Raw genomic sequence first — 20,913 nt, forward strand, 5'->3', positions numbered from 1 at the left:
CAATACGCTTTTCACCATAGTAGACAACGCCATGGCCAAAACGATCATTTCCACCTCGAAGGCGCCTGCTGCCATCGGGACCTATTCGCAAGCCGTCAAGGTCGGAGACACTGTGTATCTCTCCGGCCAGATCGGCCTGGATCCTTCCAGCATGCAGTTGGTCGAGGGGATCGATGCCCAGATCGAGCGTGTCTTCGAAAATCTCAAGGCGGTTGCCGAGGCGGCGGGCGGATCCTTGTCCGACGTCGTCAAGCTCAACGTCTTTCTGATCGATCTTGGCAATTTTGCCAAGGTGAATGAGGCGATGGCGCGCTATTTCAGCGAGCCGTTCCCGGCCCGGGCAGCCATCGGCGTGGCTGCCCTGCCGCGCGGTGCGCTGGTCGAGGCCGACGGAGTAATGGCGCTTTAAATCCTGCATGGCATCCGACGTGCTGCCGGTGCCGCCGGCGCTGAAGACCAAGCTCGAGAAGCTGGGTCTGGTGCGTCATGACGATTTCATCCTGCATCTGCCGATTCGGTACGAGGACGAGACGTCGATCGTGACAGTGGCGGACGCGTTGGAGGGCGTCCCCGTGCAGGTTGAAGCGCGTGTCCTCGACGTGTCGGTGCAATTTCGCCCACGCCGTCAGTTGGTTGCGCGGGTCGCGGACAGCACGGGCGAACTCGTGCTGCGCTTCCTCAATTTTTACGGAAGCCAAGTCAAGCAGCTTGAACAGGCCCGCGACGGCGACAAATTGCTCCGCCTCTTCGGCGAGATTCGCCGCGGATTTCTTGGCGCCGAGATGGTGCACCCGCGCTATCGGGTAGTGACTGCAGAAACACCGCTACCGACGTCGCTGACACCGGTTTATCCGACCACGGCCGGCGTCTCCCAAGCCGCCCTGCGCAAGCTGATCGGCGTGGCGCTGGCGAGCAGCGCGCTCGATGATTCGCTTGACGAGGGATGGTGTCGCCGCCACGCCTTGATGCCATTCTCCGCTGCCGTTCGTTTGCTGCATGCCCCGCCGCCAGACGTCGAAGAGGCCGCTCTGCAGGGGCGTTCCCACCCGGCCTGGCGGCGCGTCAAGTTTGACGAAGTGTTGGCGCAGCAGTTGTCGCTGCGGCGTGCGTACCTTGCGCGGCGCCAGAAGGGCGCGCCGGTGCTGAAAGCCGACGGTTCCTTGCGCCGGCGTTTGCTGGCGAATTTGCCGTTTGCGCTGACAACGGCGCAGCAGCGCGTTCTTGCCGAAATTGCCGACGACCTGGCGCAGCCGTATCCGATGCAGCGCTTGCTGCAGGGGGATGTCGGTAGCGGGAAAACCATCGTTGCGGCCCTGGCGGCCTGCCAGGCCATCGAGGCGGGCTATCAGGCGGCGTTCATGGCGCCAACCGAAATTCTGGCGGAGCAGCATTACCTCAAACTGCGTACCTGGCTTGAGCCTTTCGGCGTCGAGGTCGCCTGGCTGACCGGCAGCCTGCGCAAAGCGGCCAAGACGGCATCGCAGAGCCAGGCCGCAGGGAGCGCGCATCTCGTTGTCGGGACGCACGCCTTGATTCAGGCGGGGGTCGATTTCGCCCGATTGGGTCTAGCGATTGTCGACGAGCAACATCGCTTTGGTGTCGCCCAGCGCTTGGAGTTGCGCAAGAAGGGCGGAAACCCGCACCAGTTGATGATGTCGGCGACGCCGATTCCGCGGACGCTGGCGATGAGTTATTACGCCGATCTCGACGTGTCGGTGCTCGATGAGTTGCCACCAGGACGCACGCCGATCCGCACCAAACTGATTTCCGACGCGCGCCGTGACCAGGTGATCGCCGGCGTGCGGGCTACGGTTGGGGAAGGGCGGCAGGTGTATTGGGTCTGCCCGCTGATCGAGGAGTCCGAAAAACTGCAGTTACAGACGGCGATCGATACGCATGCGGTGCTGTCCGCTGAGTTGGCGGAATTGCGCATCGGTCTGGTGCACGGACGCCTCAAACCGGCCGAGAAAGCGGCGTTGATGGCCGAGTTTGTCGCCGGAGAGATTGACGTGCTGGTGGCGACGACGGTCATCGAGGTCGGCGTCGATGTGCCCAATGCCAGTTTGATGGTGATCGAACACGCCGAGCGCTTCGGCCTTTCGCAGTTGCATCAACTGCGGGGACGGGTGGGGCGCGGCGCGCATGACTCGACATGCGTGCTGCTCTACCAGTCGCCTCTGTCGCAGACGGCACGGTCGCGCTTGAGGATTATCTTCGAGCACACCGACGGTTTCGAGATTGCGCGGCAGGATCTGCACTTGCGCGGCCCCGGTGAGTTCGTCGGCAGTCGTCAGTCGGGTGTGCCGCTGCTGCGCTATGCTGACCTGGAGATGGACATCGACTTGGTCGAACTGGCGCGCGACTTGGCCGAAAGGATGCTGCGTGACTCGCCAGCGCGAGCAGAAGCGCATCTCGCGCGTTGGTTGGGCAGTCGCGAGGAACTGCTGAAAGCCTGACAAGCTCGCGCCCGTGCATCGGGCGCGCCTTGCCAGGAGGGATAGGTGCCAGGCTCCGAGGCGCCTGCAGATGTCCTGCTACGGAAGGCGGGCTTTGTATCCCAGTGCTTCGATCTTGCAGAATACGCCCTCGCAGCTTGGGACGTGCAGCGGTGAAATCGTCGCCGAGCATCCGTCGATGCCGGTGCTGACGTTCAGCACGCCTTCAAGTTCACTCAGGCTGCCCACGCTTCTCTTTCCAAGAAAACCTTTGGGTGCGTAATATTTCACGGTACTCATGGGGGTCTCCTTTCAATGCCCATACGAACCGTTTCCGGGCATGCGTTAGGCCATTCGTAAATGAGAAAGTTTCGCAGAATTCAGTGCGACCCCTTATTGCCCGAGCTGTCCTTCGTGCCGAACGATCCGACGCGATAGAATGCAGTCCCGCGACGATTCGATGGAATGACCGAAATATGAATACCGGCGAGAAAAGCGAGCAAGGAGGTCTGCTTCATCTGTTGTCGGTGCGCCGTTTTGCGCCTTTTTTCGTAACCCAGTTTCTCGGAGCGTTCAACGATAACGTCTTCAAGAATGCGCTCGTCGTCTTGCTGACATTCCAGGCGGCGCAATGGACTTCTCTGCCCCCGGAAATCCTGACCAATCTGGCCGCAGGCGTTTTCATCCTGCCGTTTTTCCTTTTCTCCGCCACCGCCGGTCAGATTGCCGACAAGTTCGACAAGGCGGGCCTCGCGCGGCTCGTCAAACTGCTGGAGATGGCGATCATGGGATTCGCCGCCGCCGGCTTCCATTTTCATGATTTGAGCATTCTGCTCGTGGCGCTTTTCCTGCTCGGTCTGCATTCGACCTTGTTCGGGCCAGTGAAATACGCGATCTTGCCGCAACATTTGCACGCCCACGAACTGGTTGCCGGCAATGCCCTGGTCGAGTCCGGCACCTTTGTCGCGATCCTGCTGGGGACGCTGGTGGGTGGGCTGCTCGCCGGTGCCGGCGGGCATCCCGTCTGGGTGGCGCTGGCCGGCCTGGGGATCGCGGCGGCCGGCTATGGTGCGAGTCGTTTCATCCCTGCGGCGCCGCCACCGGTCCCCGATCTGAGGATCAATTTCAATCCTTTGTCCGAGACCTGGCGCAATATCGCATTCGCCCGTCGCGAACGCGCGGTGTTTCTCGCTATCCTCGCCATTTCCTGGTTCTGGCTGTATGGGGCCTTGTTCCTGGCGCAGTTCCCCGCCTATGCCAAGAATATTCTCGGTGGTGACGAATCTTCGGTGACTTTGTTGCTGGCGGTGTTTACGGTCGGCATCGGTGTCGGTTCGGCGCTCTGCGAGCGTTTATCCGGGAAACAGGTGGAGTTGGGCCTGGTGCCGCTTGGCGCGATCGGGCTGACCGCGTTTGGCATCGATGTGTGGCTGGCGTCGCCGCAGATCGTGCCGGGTGGGATTCCGCTCGATGTCGCTGCGTTGCTGTCCCGCGTGTCGACGCTGCGCGTGCTTTTCGATTTTCTGATGATCGGTATTGCCGGCGGATTTTTCATCGTGCCGCTGTATGTGCTGATCCAGGTACGCGGCGATCCCCGCCATCGCGCACGACTCATCGCCACCAACAACATTCTCAACGCCCTGTTCATGGTCGTCGGCGCCCTGGGTGCCGCGGCGCTGCTGGGCGGCGGCCTGTCGATCCCCGCCCTGTTCGGGCTTGCGGCCATCGTCAACGTCGTGATGGCGAGCTTTCTCTTTGTCTGTGATCGGGAGTACCTGCAACGCTGTCGTCATTGGCTCGGCCACGCTCGGGGCGGCTAAAATAACGCCATGACCGCCATTCATTTTTCCTTGAAAGAACGCCTTCCTCTGTATCTGCGCCTCATGCGGCTGGATAAGCCGATCGGCATTCTGCTGTTGTTGTGGCCGACCCTGTGGGCGCTCTGGTTTTCCTCGCAGGGCCGGCCGGATTGGGGCGTCGTCTTCGTCTTTGTCTGCGGCACCGTCCTTATGCGCTCGGCGGGATGTGTCATCAACGATTTGGCCGATCGCGATTTCGATCCGCACGTCGCCCGCACGAAGGCGCGTCCGCTGGCGGCCGGATTGGTGTCGTCCCGGGAGGCGCTGATTCTCTTCGTGGTGCTGTCGTTGGTCTCCTTCCTGCTGATCCTGCCCTTGCGCTCCCTGTATTTGCTGGCTTTGTCGGTTCCCGCGCTTTTTCTTGCAGCCAGCTATCCGCTCACCAAACGTTTCCTCGCTATTCCACAGGCGTATCTTGGTGTGGCCTTTGGTTTTGGTATTCCAATGGCATTCGCCGTCCAGCTCGATGCGATCCCTTCGACGGCCTGGCTCTTGCTACTTGCCAACGTGTTCTGGGCGATTGCCTACGATACCGAGTATGCGATGGTCGATCGTGCCGACGATCTGAAGATCGGCATCCGCACGTCGGCGATCACCTTCGGTCGCTACGATGTCGCTGCCGTGATGGTCTGCTATGCCGTGACGTTCGGCCTGATTGCGTGGGTCGGGGCGCAGTACCGTATGGGGCTCGGGTTTTATCTTGGATTGGGCGTTGCCGTAGCCTTGGCCGTATACCATTTCACCTTGATCCGGGAGCGCGATACGGTGCGATGTTTCCGCGCATTCCTGCATAACAACTGGGTGGGTGCCAGTATCTTTGCCGGTATCGCGCTGGACTATCTGCGCATGAACGCGGTACTGTTCTGAGCACTGCCCGATGACGACCGTCTTTTCATCGCTCACTTTCCTTTGGCGCGACGCGCTCACACGATCATGAAATATCACGATTTGCGCGATTTTGTCGCGCAGTTGGAACAACTCGGCGAACTCAAACGGATAGACGTTGAGGTCGATCCGCACCTCGAGATGACGGAAATCTGCGACCGCGTATTGCGCTCCGGCGGTCCGGCAATTTTGTTCGAGAAGCCCAAGGGCCACAGCGTGCCGGTGTTGGGCAATCTTTTCGGAACACCCCGGCGAGTGGCATTGGGGATGGGGGAGACCTCGGTCGAGGCGCTGCGCGAGGTGGGCAAGTTGCTTGCCTATCTGAAGGAGCCGGAGCCGCCCAAAGGGCTCAAGGATGCCTGGGAAAAACTGCCGGTTTTGCGGCAGGTGCTCAACATGGCGCCCAAGGTCGTTTCCTCGGCGGCGTGCCAGGAAATCGTCTGGGAAGGCGCCGATGTCGATTTGTCGCGCTTGCCGGTTCAGCATTGCTGGCCGGGCGATGTGGCGCCGCTGATTACCTGGGGCCTGACCGTCACGCGCGGCCCGAGCAAGGCGCGCCAGAATCTGGGGATTTACCGGCAGCAGGTGATCGGACCGAACAAGGTGATCATGCGCTGGCTTGCGCACCGCGGCGGTGCGCTCGATTTTCGCGATCATTGCTTGCAATACCCGGGCAAGCCTTTCCCCGTCGCGGTCGTCCTCGGCTGCGATCCCGCGACCATTCTCGCGGCGGTGACCCCCGTGCCGGATAACGTTTCCGAGTATCAATTCGCCGGTTTGCTGCGTGGGGCGAAGACCGAGTTGGTGAAATGTCTGGGCTCGGATCTGCAGGTGCCGGCCTTTGCCGAAATCGTTCTCGAGGGCTTTATCGACCCGACCGAAACCGCGCTCGAGGGGCCGTATGGCGATCACACCGGGTATTACAACGAGCAATCGACTTTCCCGGTGCTGACGATCGAACGCATCACGATGCGCAAGAATCCGATCTACCACAGCACCTATACCGGAAAGCCGCCGGATGAGCCGGCGATGCTGGCAGTGGCGCTCAACGAGGTGTTTGTGCCGCTCTTGCAAAAACAATATCCCGAAGTCGTCGATTTCTATCTGCCGCCCGAGGGATGTTCGTATCGCCTCGCGACGGTGAGCATCCGGAAACAATATCCGGGCCATGCTAAACGCGTAATGTTCGGCATCTGGAGTTTCCTGCGGCAGTTCATGTACACCAAGTTCATCATCGTTGTGGACGACGACGTGAATATCCGCGACTGGAAAGAGGTCATCTGGGCAATGACGACGCGGGTCGATGCGGCGCGCGATACCCTGATCGCCGAAAATACGCCGATCGATTATCTCGACTTTGCCAGTCCGGTGGCCGGTCTTGGCAGCAAGATGGGTATCGATGCGACGAACAAGTGGCCGGGCGAAACCACGCGCGAGTGGGGTCGCCCGATTGTCATGGACGAGGCAGTGAAAAAGCGTGTCGATGCCTTGTGGTGCAAATTAGGTTTGTAAATTTCGGCTTCTCCCCTATCATGCTGGCTGGCCTGAAGTGGACACTTCCTAAAACAACAGTCAGCCTTCATGGACAGTCGTCAGCCTTTATCGACAATTGATGTTGCAGAGCGCCCGGCTCCCCGTTCGGCCGGCGCTTTCGCGCGTCTGTCGATCATGCTGCTGCTGGTCTGTCTTGTGCCGCTTGCGGCCTATCTGGCGGTTCGTGTTCACGGTCCGCAGCTTGAGCAGAAAACCTTTGATCATCTCGCGTCGATCGCGACGCTGAAAGCGGCACACCTGGAAAGTCTGCTCCGCGAACGCCAGCGGCGAGGACGGGCGCTGGCGTCGTCGCCGGCCTTCGCCGATCTGTTGCAGTCGTTGCGGCAAGGTGACGGTGAGCGCGCCGCGCAGGCGTTCGATGCACTGTTCGCAGCGGCGCAGGAGGAGGGGCGGTACGATTCGCTGCAACTGGTCGGCGTGAAAGGCGATCTGCTGCTCAGTTCAGGGCGTCGTCGCAGCATTGCACCGGAGACCTTGTCGGCGCTTTCGGGCGGGCTGGCCGACAGCGGCGAGCGCGCTTTTTCCAGACTGATTGTCGATACCGGTGGCGTACGCTATGTCGATGTCGTCACTGCTCTTCCGCTTATGGATGAGGCGGGTCGTGATGCTCCGCGCTTCCTGATCCTGAGCGTGGCAGCAGACGATTTTCTGTTGCCGCTCTTGCGAGGATGGCCGACGGCCAGTCGTAGTGGCGAGACCTTCCTGATCCGTCGCGATGGCGCCAATGTCGACTATCTGAGCGAAACCGTTCGCGCTTCGGTTTCGCTCGTGCCGCGGCGTTCACTCTCGTCCGATGAAGCGGCTGTTGCGGCCCTTGCGCTCGAGGCGTCTCGTCCGGGGACGGCGAGAGCGATGGGGCATCGCGGCGAGTCGGTGTATGCGGCGTTTCGGCCAATTACCGGAACCGATTGGGTCCTCGTCGCCCAGCAAGCGTGCGACGAAGCGCGGGCGCCGCTGCGTAATCTGGGCTACAGCGTTGGGGCGGTGACCTTGCTTGCCGTGCTCGTCGTCGGCGCCGTCATTGGCCGGCTGCGGCGCTTGCGCGACCAGACCCGTCAGCTGGTTTCGGTCGCGCGTTCGGATGCGATGCTGCGTCGCTTCTACGATATGCCCTTTGTCGGCATTTCAATGCGACCGCTGTCTTCGGATAGTTGGAGCATGGTGAACGATTACCTGTGCCAGCTCTTCGGGTACACGCGCGATGAAATGCTGAATCTGCGCTGGCAGGATGTTTGTCACCCCGACGATATTGCCGTTACCGCCGACGCCTTCGGACAGCTTGAGCGGGGCGAGAGCGACAGCGAATTGATCGACAAGCGTTTTGTCCGCAAAGACGGGAGCGTGCTTTATGCCGAGGTCGCTATCCGTTCCGTGCGTGATGCCGATGGCAAACCCGAGTTTTTCTTCGCGGCCGTTCGCGATGTGAGCGCGCAAAAAGCGGCAGAGGCCCGCATCCGGCGACTGACCAGCATCTATTCGGCCCTGAGCGAAACGAATCAGGCGATTGTGCGCTGTACGAGCGAGGACGAACTGTTTCCGCAGATCTGCCGTTTCGCCGTCGATTACGGTGGAATGCAGATGGCATGGGTCGGAGTGCTCGATCCGGTCAGCAAGTGGGTTCGTCCCGTCGCGAGTTATGGTGCCGGCGCAGATTTCCTGGCGCTCTCGCAGGTTTCGGCCGATCCGCACACGCCGCATGGGCATGGGGTGACCGGCATCGCAATTCGCAACGAGGCGCCGTGCTGGATGCAGGATTACCTCAACGAGGCGTCGGCGATGCCATGGCGCGAGTTCGCCGAAGCGCATCACTGGCGATCTGCCGCCGCGTTACCGCTGTATCGTGGCGGTACGGTGGTGGGTGCGCTGGTGTTGTTTTCGATCGAGGTGGCTGCGTTTGACGAACAGATCCGCGCCTTGCTCACCGAAATGGCGCAGGACGTCAGCTTTGCCATGACGCAGTTCGTCAAGGAACAGGCACGGGCCAAGGCCGAGGCGGAGCTGCGTTTGGCCGCCCAAGTGTTCGAACAGAGCGCTGAAGCGGTGGTGATATCCGATCCGGATCATACGATCCTCAAGGTCAACCGGGCATTCACCGAAATCACCGGCTATGAGGATGACGAGGTGCGCGGGTTGTCGTCCCTCGTCCTGGCGGCGAGTCCGGAGGATGTCGAGCGCTATCCTGTCATGCTTGAAGAGATTCGTCGCATGGGGGCGTGGCAGGGCGAAATGTTCGCCCGGCGCAAGAACGGCGAGGTGTTTCCGCAGTTGCTGTCGATCAGCCGGGTGCTCGATGCCGACGGCCAGGTCAGTCACAACGTGGCCATGTTCCGCGACATCTCCGAGCAGCGGCAAAGCCAACAGCATATCCAGCGGCTGGCGCATTTCGATGCATTGACCGGGTTGCCGAATCGTCGTCTGCTCGAAGACCGCGTCAGCCAGGTACTCAATCGTGTCAGCCGTAACAGCGAGCGCATGTCGCTCGTTTTCATCGACCTCGATCGTTTCAAGAATGTGAACGATTCCCTCGGGCATCGGGTCGGCGACGAGTTGTTGATCCAGGTCGCCGGGCGTTTGCGCGAGACTTTGCGCGAGGATGACACCGTCGCACGCCTCGGAGGGGACGAGTTCATCCTCGTCTTGCCCGATACCGGCGTCAAAGGTTCTTCGCGCGTGGCGGAAAAGGTCATGGCGGCCTTGTCGCAGCCGTATCGGATCGATCAGCACGAATTGATCGTGACGCCGTCGATGGGGATCGCGATCTATCCCGATGACGGGGCCAACTACGAGGTCCTGTCACGCTGCGCCGACGCGGCGATGTATCGCGCCAAGGATGCCGGGCGTAACACCTTCCGCTTTTTTACGCGGGAAATGCAGGAGCATTCCGATCGCGTCCTGAGTCTCGAAAATGCCTTGCGGCGAGCGCTGGAGTTGGGGCAACTACAACTGCATTACCAGCCGCAGATTTCACTCGAAACGAATCGCGTGGTGGGGGTCGAAGCCCTGTTGCGCTGGACGCATCCGGAGTTCGGCGCGATCTCGCCGAGCGAATTCATCCCGATTGCCGAGGACAGTGGCCTGATTCTGGCAGTCGGCGAATGGGTGCTGCGCACCGCGATCCGGCAGTTGAAAGAATGGCAGTCCTCGGGCGCCGATTTCTTCAATCCGCTTGTCATGGCGGTGAATATTTCTGCCGTCCAGTTCCTGCGTGGCGGCTTGCCCGATCTGATCACGCAGATCCTTGCCGAATACGGGTTGCCGCACGATTGCCTGGAGCTTGAACTGACCGAAGGCGTGGCGCTGGGGAATCCCAACGAGGCAATCCAGTTGATGGAGGATCTGCACGCGCGAGGTGTGCGGCTGTCGATCGACGACTTCGGCACCGGCTATTCGTCGCTCAGTTATCTCAAGCGCTTCAAGGCGTACAAGCTCAAGATCGATCAATCCTTCGTGCGCGACATCTCCAGCGACCCTGATGACAAAGCCATCGTCGAGGCGATCATCAGCATGGCGCGCAGCCTCGGTATGCGCACCATCGCCGAGGGGGTCGAGACCGCCGAACAGATGGCCTATCTTTACGATCGCGATTGCGACGAGGCGCAGGGGTATTTCATCGCGCAACCGATGCCGGCCGATGCCTTCGAGGATTTTGTCCGCAATTTTCGTCTGCTCGGCTAGGACGCGATCATGATTCAGCGCGAGCCACGCTGGGTCGTGATTATCGCTCCGCGGTAAAGGCAAAAAAAACGGCGCCGAAGCGCCGTCGTGTTGTCTACCTCTGCGGTATTCTCAGTCGCCGATGACGACGCTGGTATAGACTTCCTGCACGTCGTCCAGGCTTTCGAGCGCATCGAGGAGGCGCTGCATTTTGGCAGCGTCTTCGCCGGTCAGTTCGGTTTCGTTCTCGGCCTTCATCGTCACCTGCCCGAATTCGGCGGTGAATCCGGCGGCTTCCAGCGCGTCCTTGACGGCCATGTAGTCGGCCGGTGGGGTGATGACTTCGATCGAACCGTCGTCGTTGGTGATGACGTCTTCGGCGCCGGCTTCGATCGCTGCGTCCATCAGGGTCGCTTCATCGGTGCCCGGTGCGAACAGCAGTTGGCCGCAGTGCTTGAACTGGAAGGCGACGCAGCCGTCGGTCCCCATGTTGCCGCCGTGCTTGTTGAACGCGTGACGCACGTCGGCGACGGTGCGGGTCCGGTTGTCCGTCAAACAATCGACCATGACAGCGGCGCCGCCGATGCCATAACCTTCGTAACGAATCTCGATGTAATCGACGCCTTCGAGTTCTCCCGTGCCCTTCTTGATCGCGTTTTCAATCTTGTCCTTGGGCATATTGACCGCCTTGCCCTTGTCGACCGCCATGCGCAGGCGTGGGTTGAAGCTCGGGTCGCCGCCGCCCATCTTGGCCGCTACCGTGATTTCCTTGGCGATCTTGGAAAAGGCAGCTCCCCGCTTTTCGTCCTGACGGCCTTTGCGGTGCTGGATGTTGGCCCATTTGGAATGTCCGGCCATGCTTACCTCGTCTGTTCGATACGTGCCGTGCGGTGCTGGTGAGCGTGACGGCAAATGGTTGATAATAAAACGTGCAATTTTACCACTGATCGTTACGTCGCTTGAATTTCCGGAGATGCGATGCGAGCTCGCGAGGTTATGAAAATGCTTCGGTCGTCGTTCGGGTGGCGGAGCCGGGCGTCTCACGCAAGGTTGCGCGGATGACTCGAATCTACCGTTGCCCGAAGTGCGGCGCGCGCTTCGATCCTCCGCGCGATCTGGCGTCGGAATGTCCGAGTTGCGGGGTCTGGTTCCACAAATTCGAGAGCCCCGCCGACGCTGTGCCCGCGCCCGAGCCGGCCATGCCCGAGGCGGTGGTTCGTGTTGAACCGAGCATTTTCTGGGGGCGTGCGTTTCTTCTCGTTTTCCTGGTGCTGTGGGGCTTGCAGTTGGCGGCGCTGGATTATCGCCAGGCCGAGATCAATGCGTCTTTCATGCACGCGATCCTGTTGCCGATCCACGAGGCCGGGCATGTGTTCGGCATGCCGTTTGGCGAGTTCATCTGCATCCTCGGCGGGAGCGCCTTCCAGATTCTTCTGCCCTTGGGTATCGGCGCCGCTTTCCTGTGGCGCCAACGCGATGTCTATGGGGCAGCCGTCTGCTTGTGGTGGGCGGGGGCGAGCGCCGTCGATCTCGCGCCTTACGTCTGGGATGCCTTGGCGCCGCAGTTGATCCTGCTCGGCGGTCATACCGGCGAGGACGGACCGCACGACTGGATCTACCTGCTCTCGCATCTGGGGGTGTTGCCGCATGCGCATCGCTTGGGCGTCGCCGTCCATCATCTCGGTGTCCTGGTGATGGCCGTAGCAATTGGCGTCGGCGCGTCGTGGTTGTGGCATCGGCGACCCGGCTGAAGTGCTTCACCGGATGAGACACGCCTTTGCCGTCCGATTGTGGTTAACCACATTGTCAGTGGGAATATTTCTCATTAAACTTTCTTTCAGTTTTAGGTGCCCCTGCTCCGCAGCCGCGGATCGGGGTGAAACGGGAAGCCGGTGCCGCTGTCGATTGCCTCGATAGCCATTCCGGCGCAGCCCCCCGCTGCTGTAGGCCTGACGAATCCGGCAGGAAGCCACTGTGCAGAAGATCGCATGGGAAGGCGTCGGACGAGGATGAAGGCGAGCCAGAAGACCGGCCTGGAACGAATGTGGTGCCAATCCTCGGGGTGAGGGGTGAGGTTCTGACGATTCGCTGCCGGTCATGTCTGCCTGTTTTCTGGCATTCCTGCGACTTCCGGTGGCTCATCTTCTGGCCGGATCCCCCTTTCGCGAGATTTTTAACGAAAGAGGTGAGTCATGCATATCATGGAGGGCTTTCTGCCCGTCGAACACGCTATCGGCTGGACTGCGGCTTCGTTGCCGTTCCTTGCCTGGGGCGTGGCTTCCATCAAGAAACAGATCGTCGAAGCGCCCGAGCGGCGCATGTTGCTGGGTGTCGGCGCGGCCTTTGCGTTCGTGCTGTCGGCGCTCAAGTTGCCGTCGGTGACCGGGAGTTGTTCGCACCCGACCGGGACCGGTCTCGGCGCCCTGTTGTTCGGTCCGGCGGCGATGGCGCCGCTTGGTTTAGTCGTTCTCTTGTTTCAGGCCGTGCTGCTCGCGCATGGCGGACTTACGACCCTGGGCGCCAATGTGTTTTCGATGGCCGTAGTCGGGCCGTTCGTCGCCTGGGCGGTGTATCGCGCAGTGTCGGCGCTGCGTGGGTCGTCGGGGCTCGCGGTTTTCCTTGCGGCGACGCTGGGCGACCTGGCGACCTATGTGGTGACGTCAGTCCAGTTGGCATGGGCATTCCCTGACCCTATCACCGGTTTCCTCGGCTCTTTTGCCAAGTTCGCCGGCATTTTCGCCTTGACGCAGGTTCCCCTGGCGATCAGCGAAGGCCTGCTGACGGTGCTGATCTTCAATGCGTTGGCCCGTTTCAATCCGCAGGAGTTGCGCGGTCTGGGTCTAAATATCGGGGCGGGAGTGCAGGCATGAGCTCAACGAAAAATCTTGCCATGTGGCTTGCCGTGGTGGCCTTGGCCGTGGTGCCCTTGTGGGTGGTCGAACGTCCCGAAGCGGCGCCGGGCGCCGAAGCGGTCAAACTGTTTGGCGGTGCCGACGACAAGGCGCGTGACATGATCGGCACGATCGCGCCGGAGTATGAGCCCTGGTTCGAGCCGCTGATGGAACCGGCCAGCGATGAAATCGCCTCGCTGTTGTTCGCCCTGCAGGCGGCGCTCGGTGCCGGCTTCATCGGCTATTTCCTCGGTGGCGCGGTGATGCGCGAGCGCTTGCGCCGTGAGCGTTCGCCATCCGATACGACGCCCTGAAACGCGGTCTGGAATGCCGCGTCTGCGGTCGTTCCGGGCGCAACAATCAATGTCGCCGTCACTTTCGGAGCCCTTTCACTCGACATGACAGCCGACGGGGTGACGGCGACGCCCCCTTTCTTGAATCATCGATTGTTTCCTTAACCCTTTGAGAGCATCTCCATATCATGACTTTCGCATCTTCTTCGATTTTTCGATTGGCCGCGTTGGCCGCAGTGTCGGCGTCGTTGGTCTCCTCGGCCGCCTGTTTCGCCGGTGAGGACGAAACCGATTACCACTTCCGTCCGTTCTGGGTGGAACCGGCCGATCGCGTCGAGTTCGGCAGCGGCCACCTGGTCGGCGGTGTCGACCACGAAACGCATCCGGAGCGCGGCAGCCGCCGCAGCACAACCATGCCACTCGAAGCTACTCTCGGCCTGGGCTACGGCTTCAGCACGGTGATCGCTTTCGACGGCGGCGCGCGCAGTGTCTTCGATGACAATTCCACGAGTTCGTCGGCCAATCGCGAGATGAAACTGCGTTATTCCTTTCCCGAGTGGAACGGCATCAATGTTCTCGTTATGACCGGCGTCGACCGTCCGACCAGCGGGCAGAATTCGCGTCTTTCCAACGGTATTTCTGCCGCCATCGATACCGCGTTCGGGACGGTCGGCATCGGGCAGTTGTGGGAGCGGAAGCGTCCGGAAGATTTTCGCGCCGGGCAGGAGTCGGCAGTTAATCTGTTCCGTACTGGTCTCGGGAACGACGGGAAATGGGCGCTCGGCGGCGAATTGCGTTACGCCAGAACCGCCGAGAACGAAAATCTGCGGCGCTGGTTGCTCGGCGTCGGCCGCGTCGTCGGCAAAGGCGTCATGGCGGACTTTGCCGTCGGCGGAACTTTCCAGCACGCCGATGCGCATCGGTTTACAGCCGGTCTCAGCTGGTTTTTCTGAGCGTCTGGCCGGGTGAAAATTCGGCAGTGCCTGTTTTTTGAGCAGGGGGGCCGATGACTCTCGCATTGGCTTTGTAACGATTTGTGTCCACAGGGTTGTCCACAGTTATTGTGGACAACCCGTCAGACCAATCGGGAGCGATTCGGGTGCGCAACGCTTGGCGTTGTCGCGCCCAGTACAGCCGCATACGGCATGAAAACGGCGTATGCCGGGGTTGGCGGCACAAACGCTGTAATCCAGCGGTATCAAGGCCTGCAGCGGCTGTCCAGCCGCGTGTCATGATGGGCGCGTCGCTTCGGAGTGGGGGCGTCAGCGGGCGGCGGCCGAGTGGCTTGTGCCGCGCCTTCCGGGCAACGCCGGGCGTGTACCCGAACGACGTTATCCACGGCGATTGCGTCAGGCGGACAGGGCGGCGGGGCCGCCGCGTGTCCGTCTTTTCTGGGGATAACTTGCCTACAGAACTGCCGCCATCGCCTGGGCGACGTAATCGATGTTGCCTTCGTTCAGTCCGGCGATGCACATGCGTCCCGAGCGCACGAGGTAGACGCCGAATTCGTCGCGCAGACGATCGACTTGTTCCGGCGATAGCCCTGAGTAACTGAACATGCCGCGCTGCGTGATCAGGTAGCTGAAGTCGCGCGACGGGGCTGCGGCGCAGAGGACGTCATGGAGTTTGCGCCGCATCGTCTTGATGCGGGTGCGCATGTCGGCCACTTCCAGCATCCATTCGGCTTTCAGCGCCGGGTCGTTGAGCACGGTGGAGACGACCGAGGCGCCGTGCATCGGCGGGCTCGAGTAGTTGCGGCGCACGGTGAACTTGAGCTGGCCGAGCACATGCTCGGCTTGCTTGGCATCCGGGCAGATGATCGACAGGCCGCCGCAACGCTCGGCGTAGATCGAGAAATTCTTGGCGAAGGAATTGGCGACCACGAAGCTGATATCGGCGTCGGCCAGTGCGCGCACGGCGAAGACGTCTTCCTCGAAGCCGTCGCCGAAGCCCTGATAGGCGAGGTCGAGGAAGGGGATCAGTTCGCCCGCCTTGAGCACGTCGATGATCTGCGTCCATTGCGCCGGCGAGAGATCGACACCGGTCGGGTTGTGGCAGCAGGGATGCAGGAGCACCACGCTTTGCTTGGGCAAGCCCTTGAGGGTCGCCAGCATGCCGTCGAAATTGACGTTGCCGGTCGCTTCGTCATAGTAGGGATAGTCGTTCACAACGAAGCCGGCGCCGTCGAACATCGAGCGGTGGTTGTCCCAGGTCGGGTCGCTGACCCAGACCTGCGAATTCGGGAAGAAGCGCTTGAGGAAATCGGCTCCGACCTTGAGTGCGCCCGAGCCGCCGACCGTCTGGATGGTGGCGATGCGACCGGCTTGCAGCAGCGGATGGTCGGCGCCGAAGATCAGCTTCTGCACCGCTTCGCGATAGCTCGCCATGCCTTCCATCGGCAGATAGGGCTTCGGCGTGACCTGGGCGGCAAGCAGGGCCTCGGCCTTGCGTACCGTCGGCAGGACGGGGATCTTGCCTTCGGCGTCGTAGTAGATGCCGACGCCGAGATTGGCCTTGCGTTCGCGCGGGTCGGACAGGAAGGCGCCGATCAGGCTGAGGATCGGATCGCCGGCATAGGGGGGGATGTGCTGGAACATGGTGGTCTCTGGCCTCGTGTGTGTCGCCGGGCGCTGCCGATGGTCGGCGGCGCCAGTACGACGGAATACGCCAGTTTAAAGCAAACCGGGGCCGGGTCGCTAGGCGGGGCGGGCGCGAGACGGGCTCACCGCGTCTCGGTCTTGCGCTTGTCGCGGGCGAAGAGTGCGTCCAGACGCTGTTCGTAGGCGTGGTAGCCGATGGCGTCGTAGAGCGCTGCGCGCGTCTGCATGGTATCGAGTACCGCTTTCTGGGTGCCGTCGCGCCGCAGGGCGTCATAGACGGTGAGTGCGGCCTGGTTGGCGGCGCGGAAGGCCGAGAGCGGATAGAGCGCGATGGCAACGCCGACCGAGCGCAACTCGTCGACGGTGAACAGCGGCGTCGCGCCGAATTCGGTGATGTTGGCGAGGACCGGCACGCCGACGGCCTTGACGAAGCGGGCGTACATCGACAGCTCGGTCATCGCTTCCGGGAAGATCATGTCGGCGCCGGCTTCGACGCAGGCGACGGCGCGTTCTATGGCGGCGTCCAGTCCTTCGACGGCCAGCGCATCGGTGCGCGCCATGATGACGAATTGGTCGTCGTCGCGGGCGTCGGCGGCGGCCTTGATGCGATCGACCATTTCCGCCTGGCTGACGATTTCCTTGTTGGGCCGGTGGCCGCAGCGTTTGGCGCCGACCTGGTCTTCGATGTGCATGCCGGCGGCCCCCATCTTGATCATCGTGCGCGTCGTGCGGGCGACGTTGAAGGCCGAAGGGCCGAAGCCGGTATCGACGTCGACGAGCAGCGGCAGGTCGCAGACGTCGGTGATGCGGCGTACGTCGGTGGCGACGTCGTCGAGCGTCGAGATGCCGAGATCGGGCAGACCGAGCGAGCCGGCCGCGACACCGCCACCGGAGAGGTAGAGGGCGCGGAATCCGGCGCGTTGGGCGAGCAGCGCGTGATTGGCGTTGATGGCGCCAGGGATCTGCAGCGGCGATTCTTCGGCGACGGCTTGGCGCAGTGCGGCGCCGGGCGAACGATGGGACATGGACGAATTCCTTTCGGGGCGAAGGGGTCAGGGCATTTCGGTGAACACGTTGCGTGTCAGGACCTTGTCGCGCAGGGCGTCTTCGAGGTGCCGTCGCAACAGGTTTGCCGCCTTGACGCGATCGCCGGCGGCAATCGCGTCAAGGATGACGATGTGCTCAAGCGCCTGGTCGTGGCGGAAATCGCGGTCGCGCGTGAAGTGACGGTATTCGACGAGTCGCCGCAACTGGTCAGTGCGGCGCACGCCCTGCAGGATGAAGCGGTTGTTCGACCACTTGGCGATGGTTTCGTGGAAACGACAGCTCGCTTCGAACAGTTCGATCGGCGTGATGCTGCGGTAGCCCTGTTCGGCGATGAAGCGCTGGTGCTGGCGCAGGTTTTCCAGTTCTTCCGGGTCGGCATGGAAGCTCGGGCTGAGCAGGCCGGTCGGTTCGATCGCAGCGCGGAAAACATAGCTTTCCTCGTAGGCCTGGTTGGAGTCGATGATCGGCAGGAAAGTCCAACCATGTCCCGCCGATTTCTCGATCCACTCTTCCTGCTGGATGCGGGCCAGGACGCGCCGGACGGTGCCGCGCGGGGCGTCGTATCGGCGCATCAGGTCGATTTCGTTGACCGCATCGGGCAGCGTGCCAGTCAAGCGGTCTTCGGCGATGCGGAGATACAGCGGTTCGTCCGGCGTGGCGAGGAATTCGTGCGCCAGCGACCCGAGTTCGCTCGCGTCCCGGCTGAGGAAATGGCCGCGGTTGGGGTCGTGGGTCAGTACGCCGAGCGCGGCGAGATGCTGTAGCGCCACGTTGACCGGTGTGCGCGAGGTGCCGATCTGGCGGGCGATGGACAACTCGGCCAGGCGATCGCCGGCCTTGAGGTTGTCGTGCCGCATCAGGCTGACGATGTCGCGCACGATGCGTCGCTGCAAGGCGGTGAGATCTGTGGCTGCGGGAGCGGAGGCGGGTGGAGTGGTGGACGGCATCGCGTGATTCTCGCTGGAGGCAATCGGTGAAGCAAGTTCTGGGCGGGGTGGCCACTGTCAGTATTGTCGTTGACATTGCGTTTTATTGCAATAAAATGCACACGAGTTCGTGATAACGGAGTGTGAAAATGGAAACCCAATGGTGTGAGGGACCGGTCAGCCGGTCTGGAGAGCTTTCTCAAAACGGCGTCCGCTCGGTGGCGCTGCGGGCGCAGATCGAGTCCTTGTATCCGGGGGCTTTCGCCCGTTTGCCGCTGACGTGCCGGATCTTTGCCGAGAACGTGTTGCGCCGTTGCGCGCCGGAAGCGCGGGCGGCCGCGCTGGCACAGATCGTCGGGCAGCGTGACGACGCCGATTTCCCCTTCTATCCGGCACGGGTCGTGCTGCAGGATATTCTCGGGGGAACGGCGCTCGTCGATATGGCCGGCTTGCGCGATGCCGTCGCCGAAGCGGGGGGCGATCCGCGCCGCGTTAACCCGGTGGTGCCGGCGCAACTGGTGATCGATCACTCGCTGAACGTCGAGTTTTCGGGGGCCGAGCCCGACGCATTGGAGAAAAACATGGCGGTCGAGGCGCGGCGTAATGCCGAGCGCTTCGAATTCATGGCCTGGGCGCAGAAAGCCTTCGACAACGTCAATGTCGTCATGCAGGGCAACGGTATCCTGCACCAGATCAACCTCGAATATTTCTCTCCGGTCGTGCAGTGCGAAGACGGCGTGCTTTTCCCGGATACGCTGGTCGGCACCGACAGCCATACGCCGATGGTCAATGCTCTTGGCGTACTCGGCTGGGGCGTCGGTGGCATCGAGGCGGAGTCGGTGATGCTGGGACGCCCGATCTGGATGCGCGTGCCGGCGATCGTCGGCGTCGAACTGTCCGGGCAGCGGCAGCCGGGCATCCAGGCGACCGATCTGGTGCTGGCGCTGACCGAGTTCCTGCGCGCGCAGGGCGTCGTCGGTGCGATTCTCGAATTTTACGGTCCTGGCGTCGCCAGCCTCTCGGTGCCCGATCGCGCCACCATCGCCAATATGTCGCCGGAATTCGGTGCGACGGCTTCGCTGTTCGCCATTGACGCGCAGACGATCGACTATCTGCGCCTCACCGGCCGTAGCGACGAGGTCATCGAGCGAACCGAAGCCTACGCCCGTGCGCAGGGCCTGTGGGCGGACGCGCTGACGCAGGCTGAATACAAGCGCACGCTGCGTTTCGATCTCGCCACGGTCGGTCGGGCGATTGCCGGGCCGGCGAATCCGCACCAGCGCATTCCGTTGGCATCGCTGGCCTCGGCCGGCATCGCCCGGCCGGCCGCCGAGCGCGACGCGATTGCCGATGGCGGACCCTTGCCGGAAGGCGCCGTGGTGATCGCCGCGATCACGAGTTGCACCAACACCTCGAATCCGCGCAATCTGGTGACGGCTGCATTGCTGGCGCGCAACGCTGCCGCTCGCGGTCTGTCGCCGAAATCCTGGGTCAAGACCTCGTTCGCACCGGGTTCGCGCGCGGTCGCCGGCTACCTCGGCGCGGCCGGTCTGCTCGAACCGCTGCGGCAACTCGGTTTTGGCATCGTCGGTTTCGCCTGTACCTCGTGCAACGGCATGTCCGGCCCGCTGGCGCCGGCGATCGAAGCGGAAATCCTCAAGCGCGCCCTGCCGACGGCGGCGGTGCTGTCCGGCAACCGCAACTTCAACGGACGCATCCATCCGCGCGTCAGCGAGGCCTTTATCGCCTCGCCGGCGCTGGTGGTGGCCTACGCGCTGGCCGGTAGCATCCGCGTCGATGTCGAGCACGAGGCGCTTGGCGTCGATGCTAAGGGCCTGCCGGTGCTGCTCTCCGAGCTGTGGCCGGAAGATGCCGAGGTCGAAGCGATCATGGCTGCGCATGTTTCGGGCGAGCATTTCCGTTCGGCCTATGCGGCAGTCTGCGGTGCCGACACTTCGGCCGATGCGCCGGTGTCGCCGCAGTTTGCCTGGCGCGAGGAGTCGACCTATATCCGTCGTCCGCCCTACTGGAAAACGGTGCTGACACAGTTGCCGCGTGCGACCTCGATGCGGCCGATCGTCATTCTTGGCGACAACGTTACGACCGACGACCTGTCGCCCTCGGGAACGATCCTGCCGGAGAGCGCTGCCGGCCAGTACCTGCTGGCGCAGGGCACGACCAAGGAAGAGTTCAACACCTATACGACGCGACGCGGCGACCACATCGTCGCAGTCCGCGCGACCTTCGCCAACAATCGCCTGCGCAATGAGATGTGTCCGGGAATCGAGGGGCCGGTGACGCGCGTCGAACCGGAAGGCACGATCATGCCGATCTTCGATGCGGCGCAGCAGTACATCGAGCGCGAGCAGGAACTGATTGTCATCGCCGGGCGCAACTACGGCTGCGGTTCGTCGCGCGACTGGGCGGCCAAGGGGGTGCGGCTGATCGGCGTACGCGCGGTCGTCGCCGAGAGCTTCGAGCGTATCCACCGCACCAATCTCGTCGGCATGGGCGTCCTACCACTCGAATTCACCGACGGGGCGACGCGCAAGACGCTGGCGCTCGACGGCTCCGAAACCTATGCGCTGCGCGGCTTTGACGGTGCGCCTGCACCGGGCGCGCTGCTGACGCTGGCGATTACGCGGCGTGATGGCAGCGTCATCGAGATGACGGTGCGTTCGCGCATCGACACCGACGACGAGTGCCGCCTGTTCGCCGCCGGCGGTTTGTTGCCGTGCATCGCCAACGAATTGCTCGGCCGGTCCTGAG

The 20,913-nt window shown here is 62.4% G+C and carries 16 protein-coding genes and 1 riboswitch; of the genes, 11 read left to right on the forward strand and 5 right to left on the reverse strand.

Annotated elements, in window-relative coordinates; all coding sequences use genetic code 11:
* Positions 1 to 31: 31 nt before the first annotated feature.
* Together BLR25_RS19825 and recG are read left to right on the forward strand one after the other, a co-directional pair.
* Positions 32 to 409, forward strand: coding sequence for a RidA family protein (locus tag BLR25_RS19825; protein ID WP_091940381.1), 378 nt, complete (start codon positions 32 to 34; stop codon positions 407 to 409).
* A gap of 7 nt (positions 410 to 416) precedes the next feature.
* Positions 417 to 2,456: an ATP-dependent DNA helicase RecG gene (recG, locus tag BLR25_RS19830; protein WP_091940383.1), complete on the forward strand. Its 2,040-nt coding sequence runs from the start codon at positions 417 to 419 to the stop codon at positions 2,454 to 2,456.
* A gap of 78 nt (positions 2,457 to 2,534) precedes the next feature.
* On the opposite strand, the gene BLR25_RS21110 is transcribed toward recG, so the two are convergent.
* Positions 2,535 to 2,735 carry a hypothetical protein gene (locus BLR25_RS21110; protein WP_143009937.1) on the reverse strand — a complete coding sequence of 67 codons (201 nt, stop codon included), beginning with the start codon at positions 2,733 to 2,735 and terminating at the stop codon, positions 2,535 to 2,537.
* A gap of 176 nt (positions 2,736 to 2,911) precedes the next feature.
* On the opposite strand from BLR25_RS21110, the gene BLR25_RS19835 reads away from it, so the two are divergent.
* The 4 genes from BLR25_RS19835 to BLR25_RS19850 all read left to right on the forward strand — a co-directional run bounded on the left by BLR25_RS19835 (position 2,912) and on the right by BLR25_RS19850 (position 10,408).
* A complete protein-coding gene (locus BLR25_RS19835; protein ID WP_091940385.1) occupies positions 2,912 to 4,255 on the forward strand; it encodes an MFS transporter in 1,344 nt (447 codons plus the stop codon).
* A gap of 9 nt (positions 4,256 to 4,264) precedes the next feature.
* On the forward strand, positions 4,265 to 5,161 hold the full coding sequence (ubiA, locus tag BLR25_RS19840) for a 4-hydroxybenzoate octaprenyltransferase (protein ID WP_091940386.1): 897 nt from the start codon (positions 4,265 to 4,267) through the stop codon (positions 5,159 to 5,161).
* 66 nt (positions 5,162 to 5,227) lie between these two features.
* Positions 5,228 to 6,691: a 4-hydroxy-3-polyprenylbenzoate decarboxylase gene (gene ubiD, locus BLR25_RS19845; protein ID WP_091940388.1), complete on the forward strand. Its 1,464-nt coding sequence runs from the start codon at positions 5,228 to 5,230 to the stop codon at positions 6,689 to 6,691.
* A 69-nt stretch (positions 6,692 to 6,760) separates the two neighbouring features.
* Positions 6,761 to 10,408, forward strand: coding sequence for a bifunctional diguanylate cyclase/phosphodiesterase (locus BLR25_RS19850; protein WP_091940390.1), 3,648 nt, complete (start codon positions 6,761 to 6,763; stop codon positions 10,406 to 10,408).
* A gap of 111 nt (positions 10,409 to 10,519) precedes the next feature.
* Here BLR25_RS19850 and BLR25_RS19855 read toward each other — a convergent pair whose 3' ends face one another.
* Entirely contained in the window at positions 10,520 to 11,245 is a 726-nt protein-coding gene (locus BLR25_RS19855; protein ID WP_091940392.1) for a YebC/PmpR family DNA-binding transcriptional regulator, read from the reverse strand.
* Between the two features lie 200 nt (positions 11,246 to 11,445).
* Here BLR25_RS19855 and BLR25_RS19860 point away from each other — a divergent pair, with 200 nt between their 5' ends.
* From BLR25_RS19860 to BLR25_RS19875, 4 genes are all read left to right on the forward strand, one after another.
* Complete coding sequence (locus BLR25_RS19860) at positions 11,446 to 12,138, forward strand: TFIIB-type zinc ribbon-containing protein (protein WP_143009938.1); 693 nt, start codon at positions 11,446 to 11,448, stop codon at positions 12,136 to 12,138.
* 77 nt (positions 12,139 to 12,215) lie between these two features.
* A riboswitch (cobalamin riboswitch) is annotated at positions 12,216 to 12,438 on the forward strand.
* Between the two features lie 141 nt (positions 12,439 to 12,579).
* A complete protein-coding gene (locus tag BLR25_RS19865) occupies positions 12,580 to 13,257 on the forward strand; it encodes an energy-coupling factor ABC transporter permease (RefSeq protein WP_091940396.1) in 678 nt (225 codons plus the stop codon).
* Positions 13,254 to 13,592, forward strand: a complete 339-nt coding sequence (locus BLR25_RS19870; RefSeq protein ID WP_091940398.1) for an energy-coupling factor ABC transporter substrate-binding protein — start codon at positions 13,254 to 13,256, stop codon at positions 13,590 to 13,592. The genes BLR25_RS19865 and BLR25_RS19870 overlap by 4 nt, the downstream gene beginning before the upstream one ends.
* Positions 13,593 to 13,759: 167 nt before the next feature.
* The gene (locus tag BLR25_RS19875) at positions 13,760 to 14,524 is read left to right on the forward strand and encodes a hypothetical protein (RefSeq protein WP_143009939.1); all 765 of its coding nucleotides are present in this window, start codon (positions 13,760 to 13,762) and stop codon (positions 14,522 to 14,524) included.
* A 453-nt stretch (positions 14,525 to 14,977) separates the two neighbouring features.
* On the opposite strand, the gene BLR25_RS19880 is transcribed toward BLR25_RS19875, so the two are convergent.
* The 3 genes from BLR25_RS19880 to BLR25_RS19890 form a co-directional block, all read right to left on the reverse strand.
* On the reverse strand, positions 14,978 to 16,168 hold the full coding sequence (locus BLR25_RS19880) for an amino acid aminotransferase (protein WP_091940402.1): 1,191 nt from the start codon (positions 16,166 to 16,168) through the stop codon (positions 14,978 to 14,980).
* Positions 16,169 to 16,293: 125 nt separating this feature from the next.
* Complete coding sequence (prpB, locus tag BLR25_RS19885) at positions 16,294 to 17,196, reverse strand: methylisocitrate lyase (protein ID WP_091940404.1); 903 nt, start codon at positions 17,194 to 17,196, stop codon at positions 16,294 to 16,296.
* Positions 17,197 to 17,223: 27 nt separating this feature from the next.
* A complete protein-coding gene (locus BLR25_RS19890) occupies positions 17,224 to 18,165 on the reverse strand; it encodes a GntR family transcriptional regulator (RefSeq protein WP_091940406.1) in 942 nt (313 codons plus the stop codon).
* A 128-nt stretch (positions 18,166 to 18,293) separates the two neighbouring features.
* Here BLR25_RS19890 and acnA point away from each other — a divergent pair, with 128 nt between their 5' ends.
* Positions 18,294 to 20,912: an aconitate hydratase AcnA gene (acnA, locus tag BLR25_RS19895; protein ID WP_091940408.1), complete on the forward strand. Its 2,619-nt coding sequence runs from the start codon at positions 18,294 to 18,296 to the stop codon at positions 20,910 to 20,912.
* Position 20,913 lies beyond the last annotated feature (1 nt).

It is taken from the genome of Propionivibrio dicarboxylicus (assembly GCF_900099695.1).
In the GTDB taxonomy this organism is placed as follows: Bacteria; Pseudomonadota; Gammaproteobacteria; order Burkholderiales; family Rhodocyclaceae; genus Propionivibrio; species Propionivibrio dicarboxylicus.

Excerpts from the sequence above, each read along its gene's own strand:
- BLR25_RS19825 (WP_091940381.1), top strand. The coding sequence starts at position 32 with ATGGCCAAAACGATCATTTCCACCTCGAAGGCGCCTGCTGCCATCGGG.
- recG (WP_091940383.1), top strand. The coding sequence starts at position 417 with ATGGCATCCGACGTGCTGCCGGTGCCGCCGGCGCTGAAGACCAAGCTC.
- BLR25_RS21110 (WP_143009937.1), bottom strand. The coding sequence starts at position 2,735 with ATGAGTACCGTGAAATATTACGCACCCAAAGGTTTTCTTGGAAAGAGA.
- BLR25_RS19835 (WP_091940385.1), top strand. The coding sequence starts at position 2,912 with ATGAATACCGGCGAGAAAAGCGAGCAAGGAGGTCTGCTTCATCTGTTG.
- ubiA (WP_091940386.1), top strand. The coding sequence starts at position 4,265 with ATGACCGCCATTCATTTTTCCTTGAAAGAACGCCTTCCTCTGTATCTG.
- ubiD (WP_091940388.1), top strand. The coding sequence starts at position 5,228 with ATGAAATATCACGATTTGCGCGATTTTGTCGCGCAGTTGGAACAACTC.
- BLR25_RS19850 (WP_091940390.1), top strand. The coding sequence starts at position 6,761 with ATGGACAGTCGTCAGCCTTTATCGACAATTGATGTTGCAGAGCGCCCG.
- BLR25_RS19855 (WP_091940392.1), bottom strand. The coding sequence starts at position 11,245 with ATGGCCGGACATTCCAAATGGGCCAACATCCAGCACCGCAAAGGCCGT.
- BLR25_RS19860 (WP_143009938.1), top strand. The coding sequence starts at position 11,446 with ATGACTCGAATCTACCGTTGCCCGAAGTGCGGCGCGCGCTTCGATCCT.
- BLR25_RS19865 (WP_091940396.1), top strand. The coding sequence starts at position 12,580 with ATGCATATCATGGAGGGCTTTCTGCCCGTCGAACACGCTATCGGCTGG.
- BLR25_RS19870 (WP_091940398.1), top strand. The coding sequence starts at position 13,254 with ATGAGCTCAACGAAAAATCTTGCCATGTGGCTTGCCGTGGTGGCCTTG.
- BLR25_RS19875 (WP_143009939.1), top strand. The coding sequence starts at position 13,760 with ATGACTTTCGCATCTTCTTCGATTTTTCGATTGGCCGCGTTGGCCGCA.
- BLR25_RS19880 (WP_091940402.1), bottom strand. The coding sequence starts at position 16,168 with ATGTTCCAGCACATCCCCCCCTATGCCGGCGATCCGATCCTCAGCCTG.
- prpB (WP_091940404.1), bottom strand. The coding sequence starts at position 17,196 with ATGTCCCATCGTTCGCCCGGCGCCGCACTGCGCCAAGCCGTCGCCGAA.
- BLR25_RS19890 (WP_091940406.1), bottom strand. The coding sequence starts at position 18,165 with ATGCCGTCCACCACTCCACCCGCCTCCGCTCCCGCAGCCACAGATCTC.
- acnA (WP_091940408.1), top strand. The coding sequence starts at position 18,294 with ATGGAAACCCAATGGTGTGAGGGACCGGTCAGCCGGTCTGGAGAGCTT.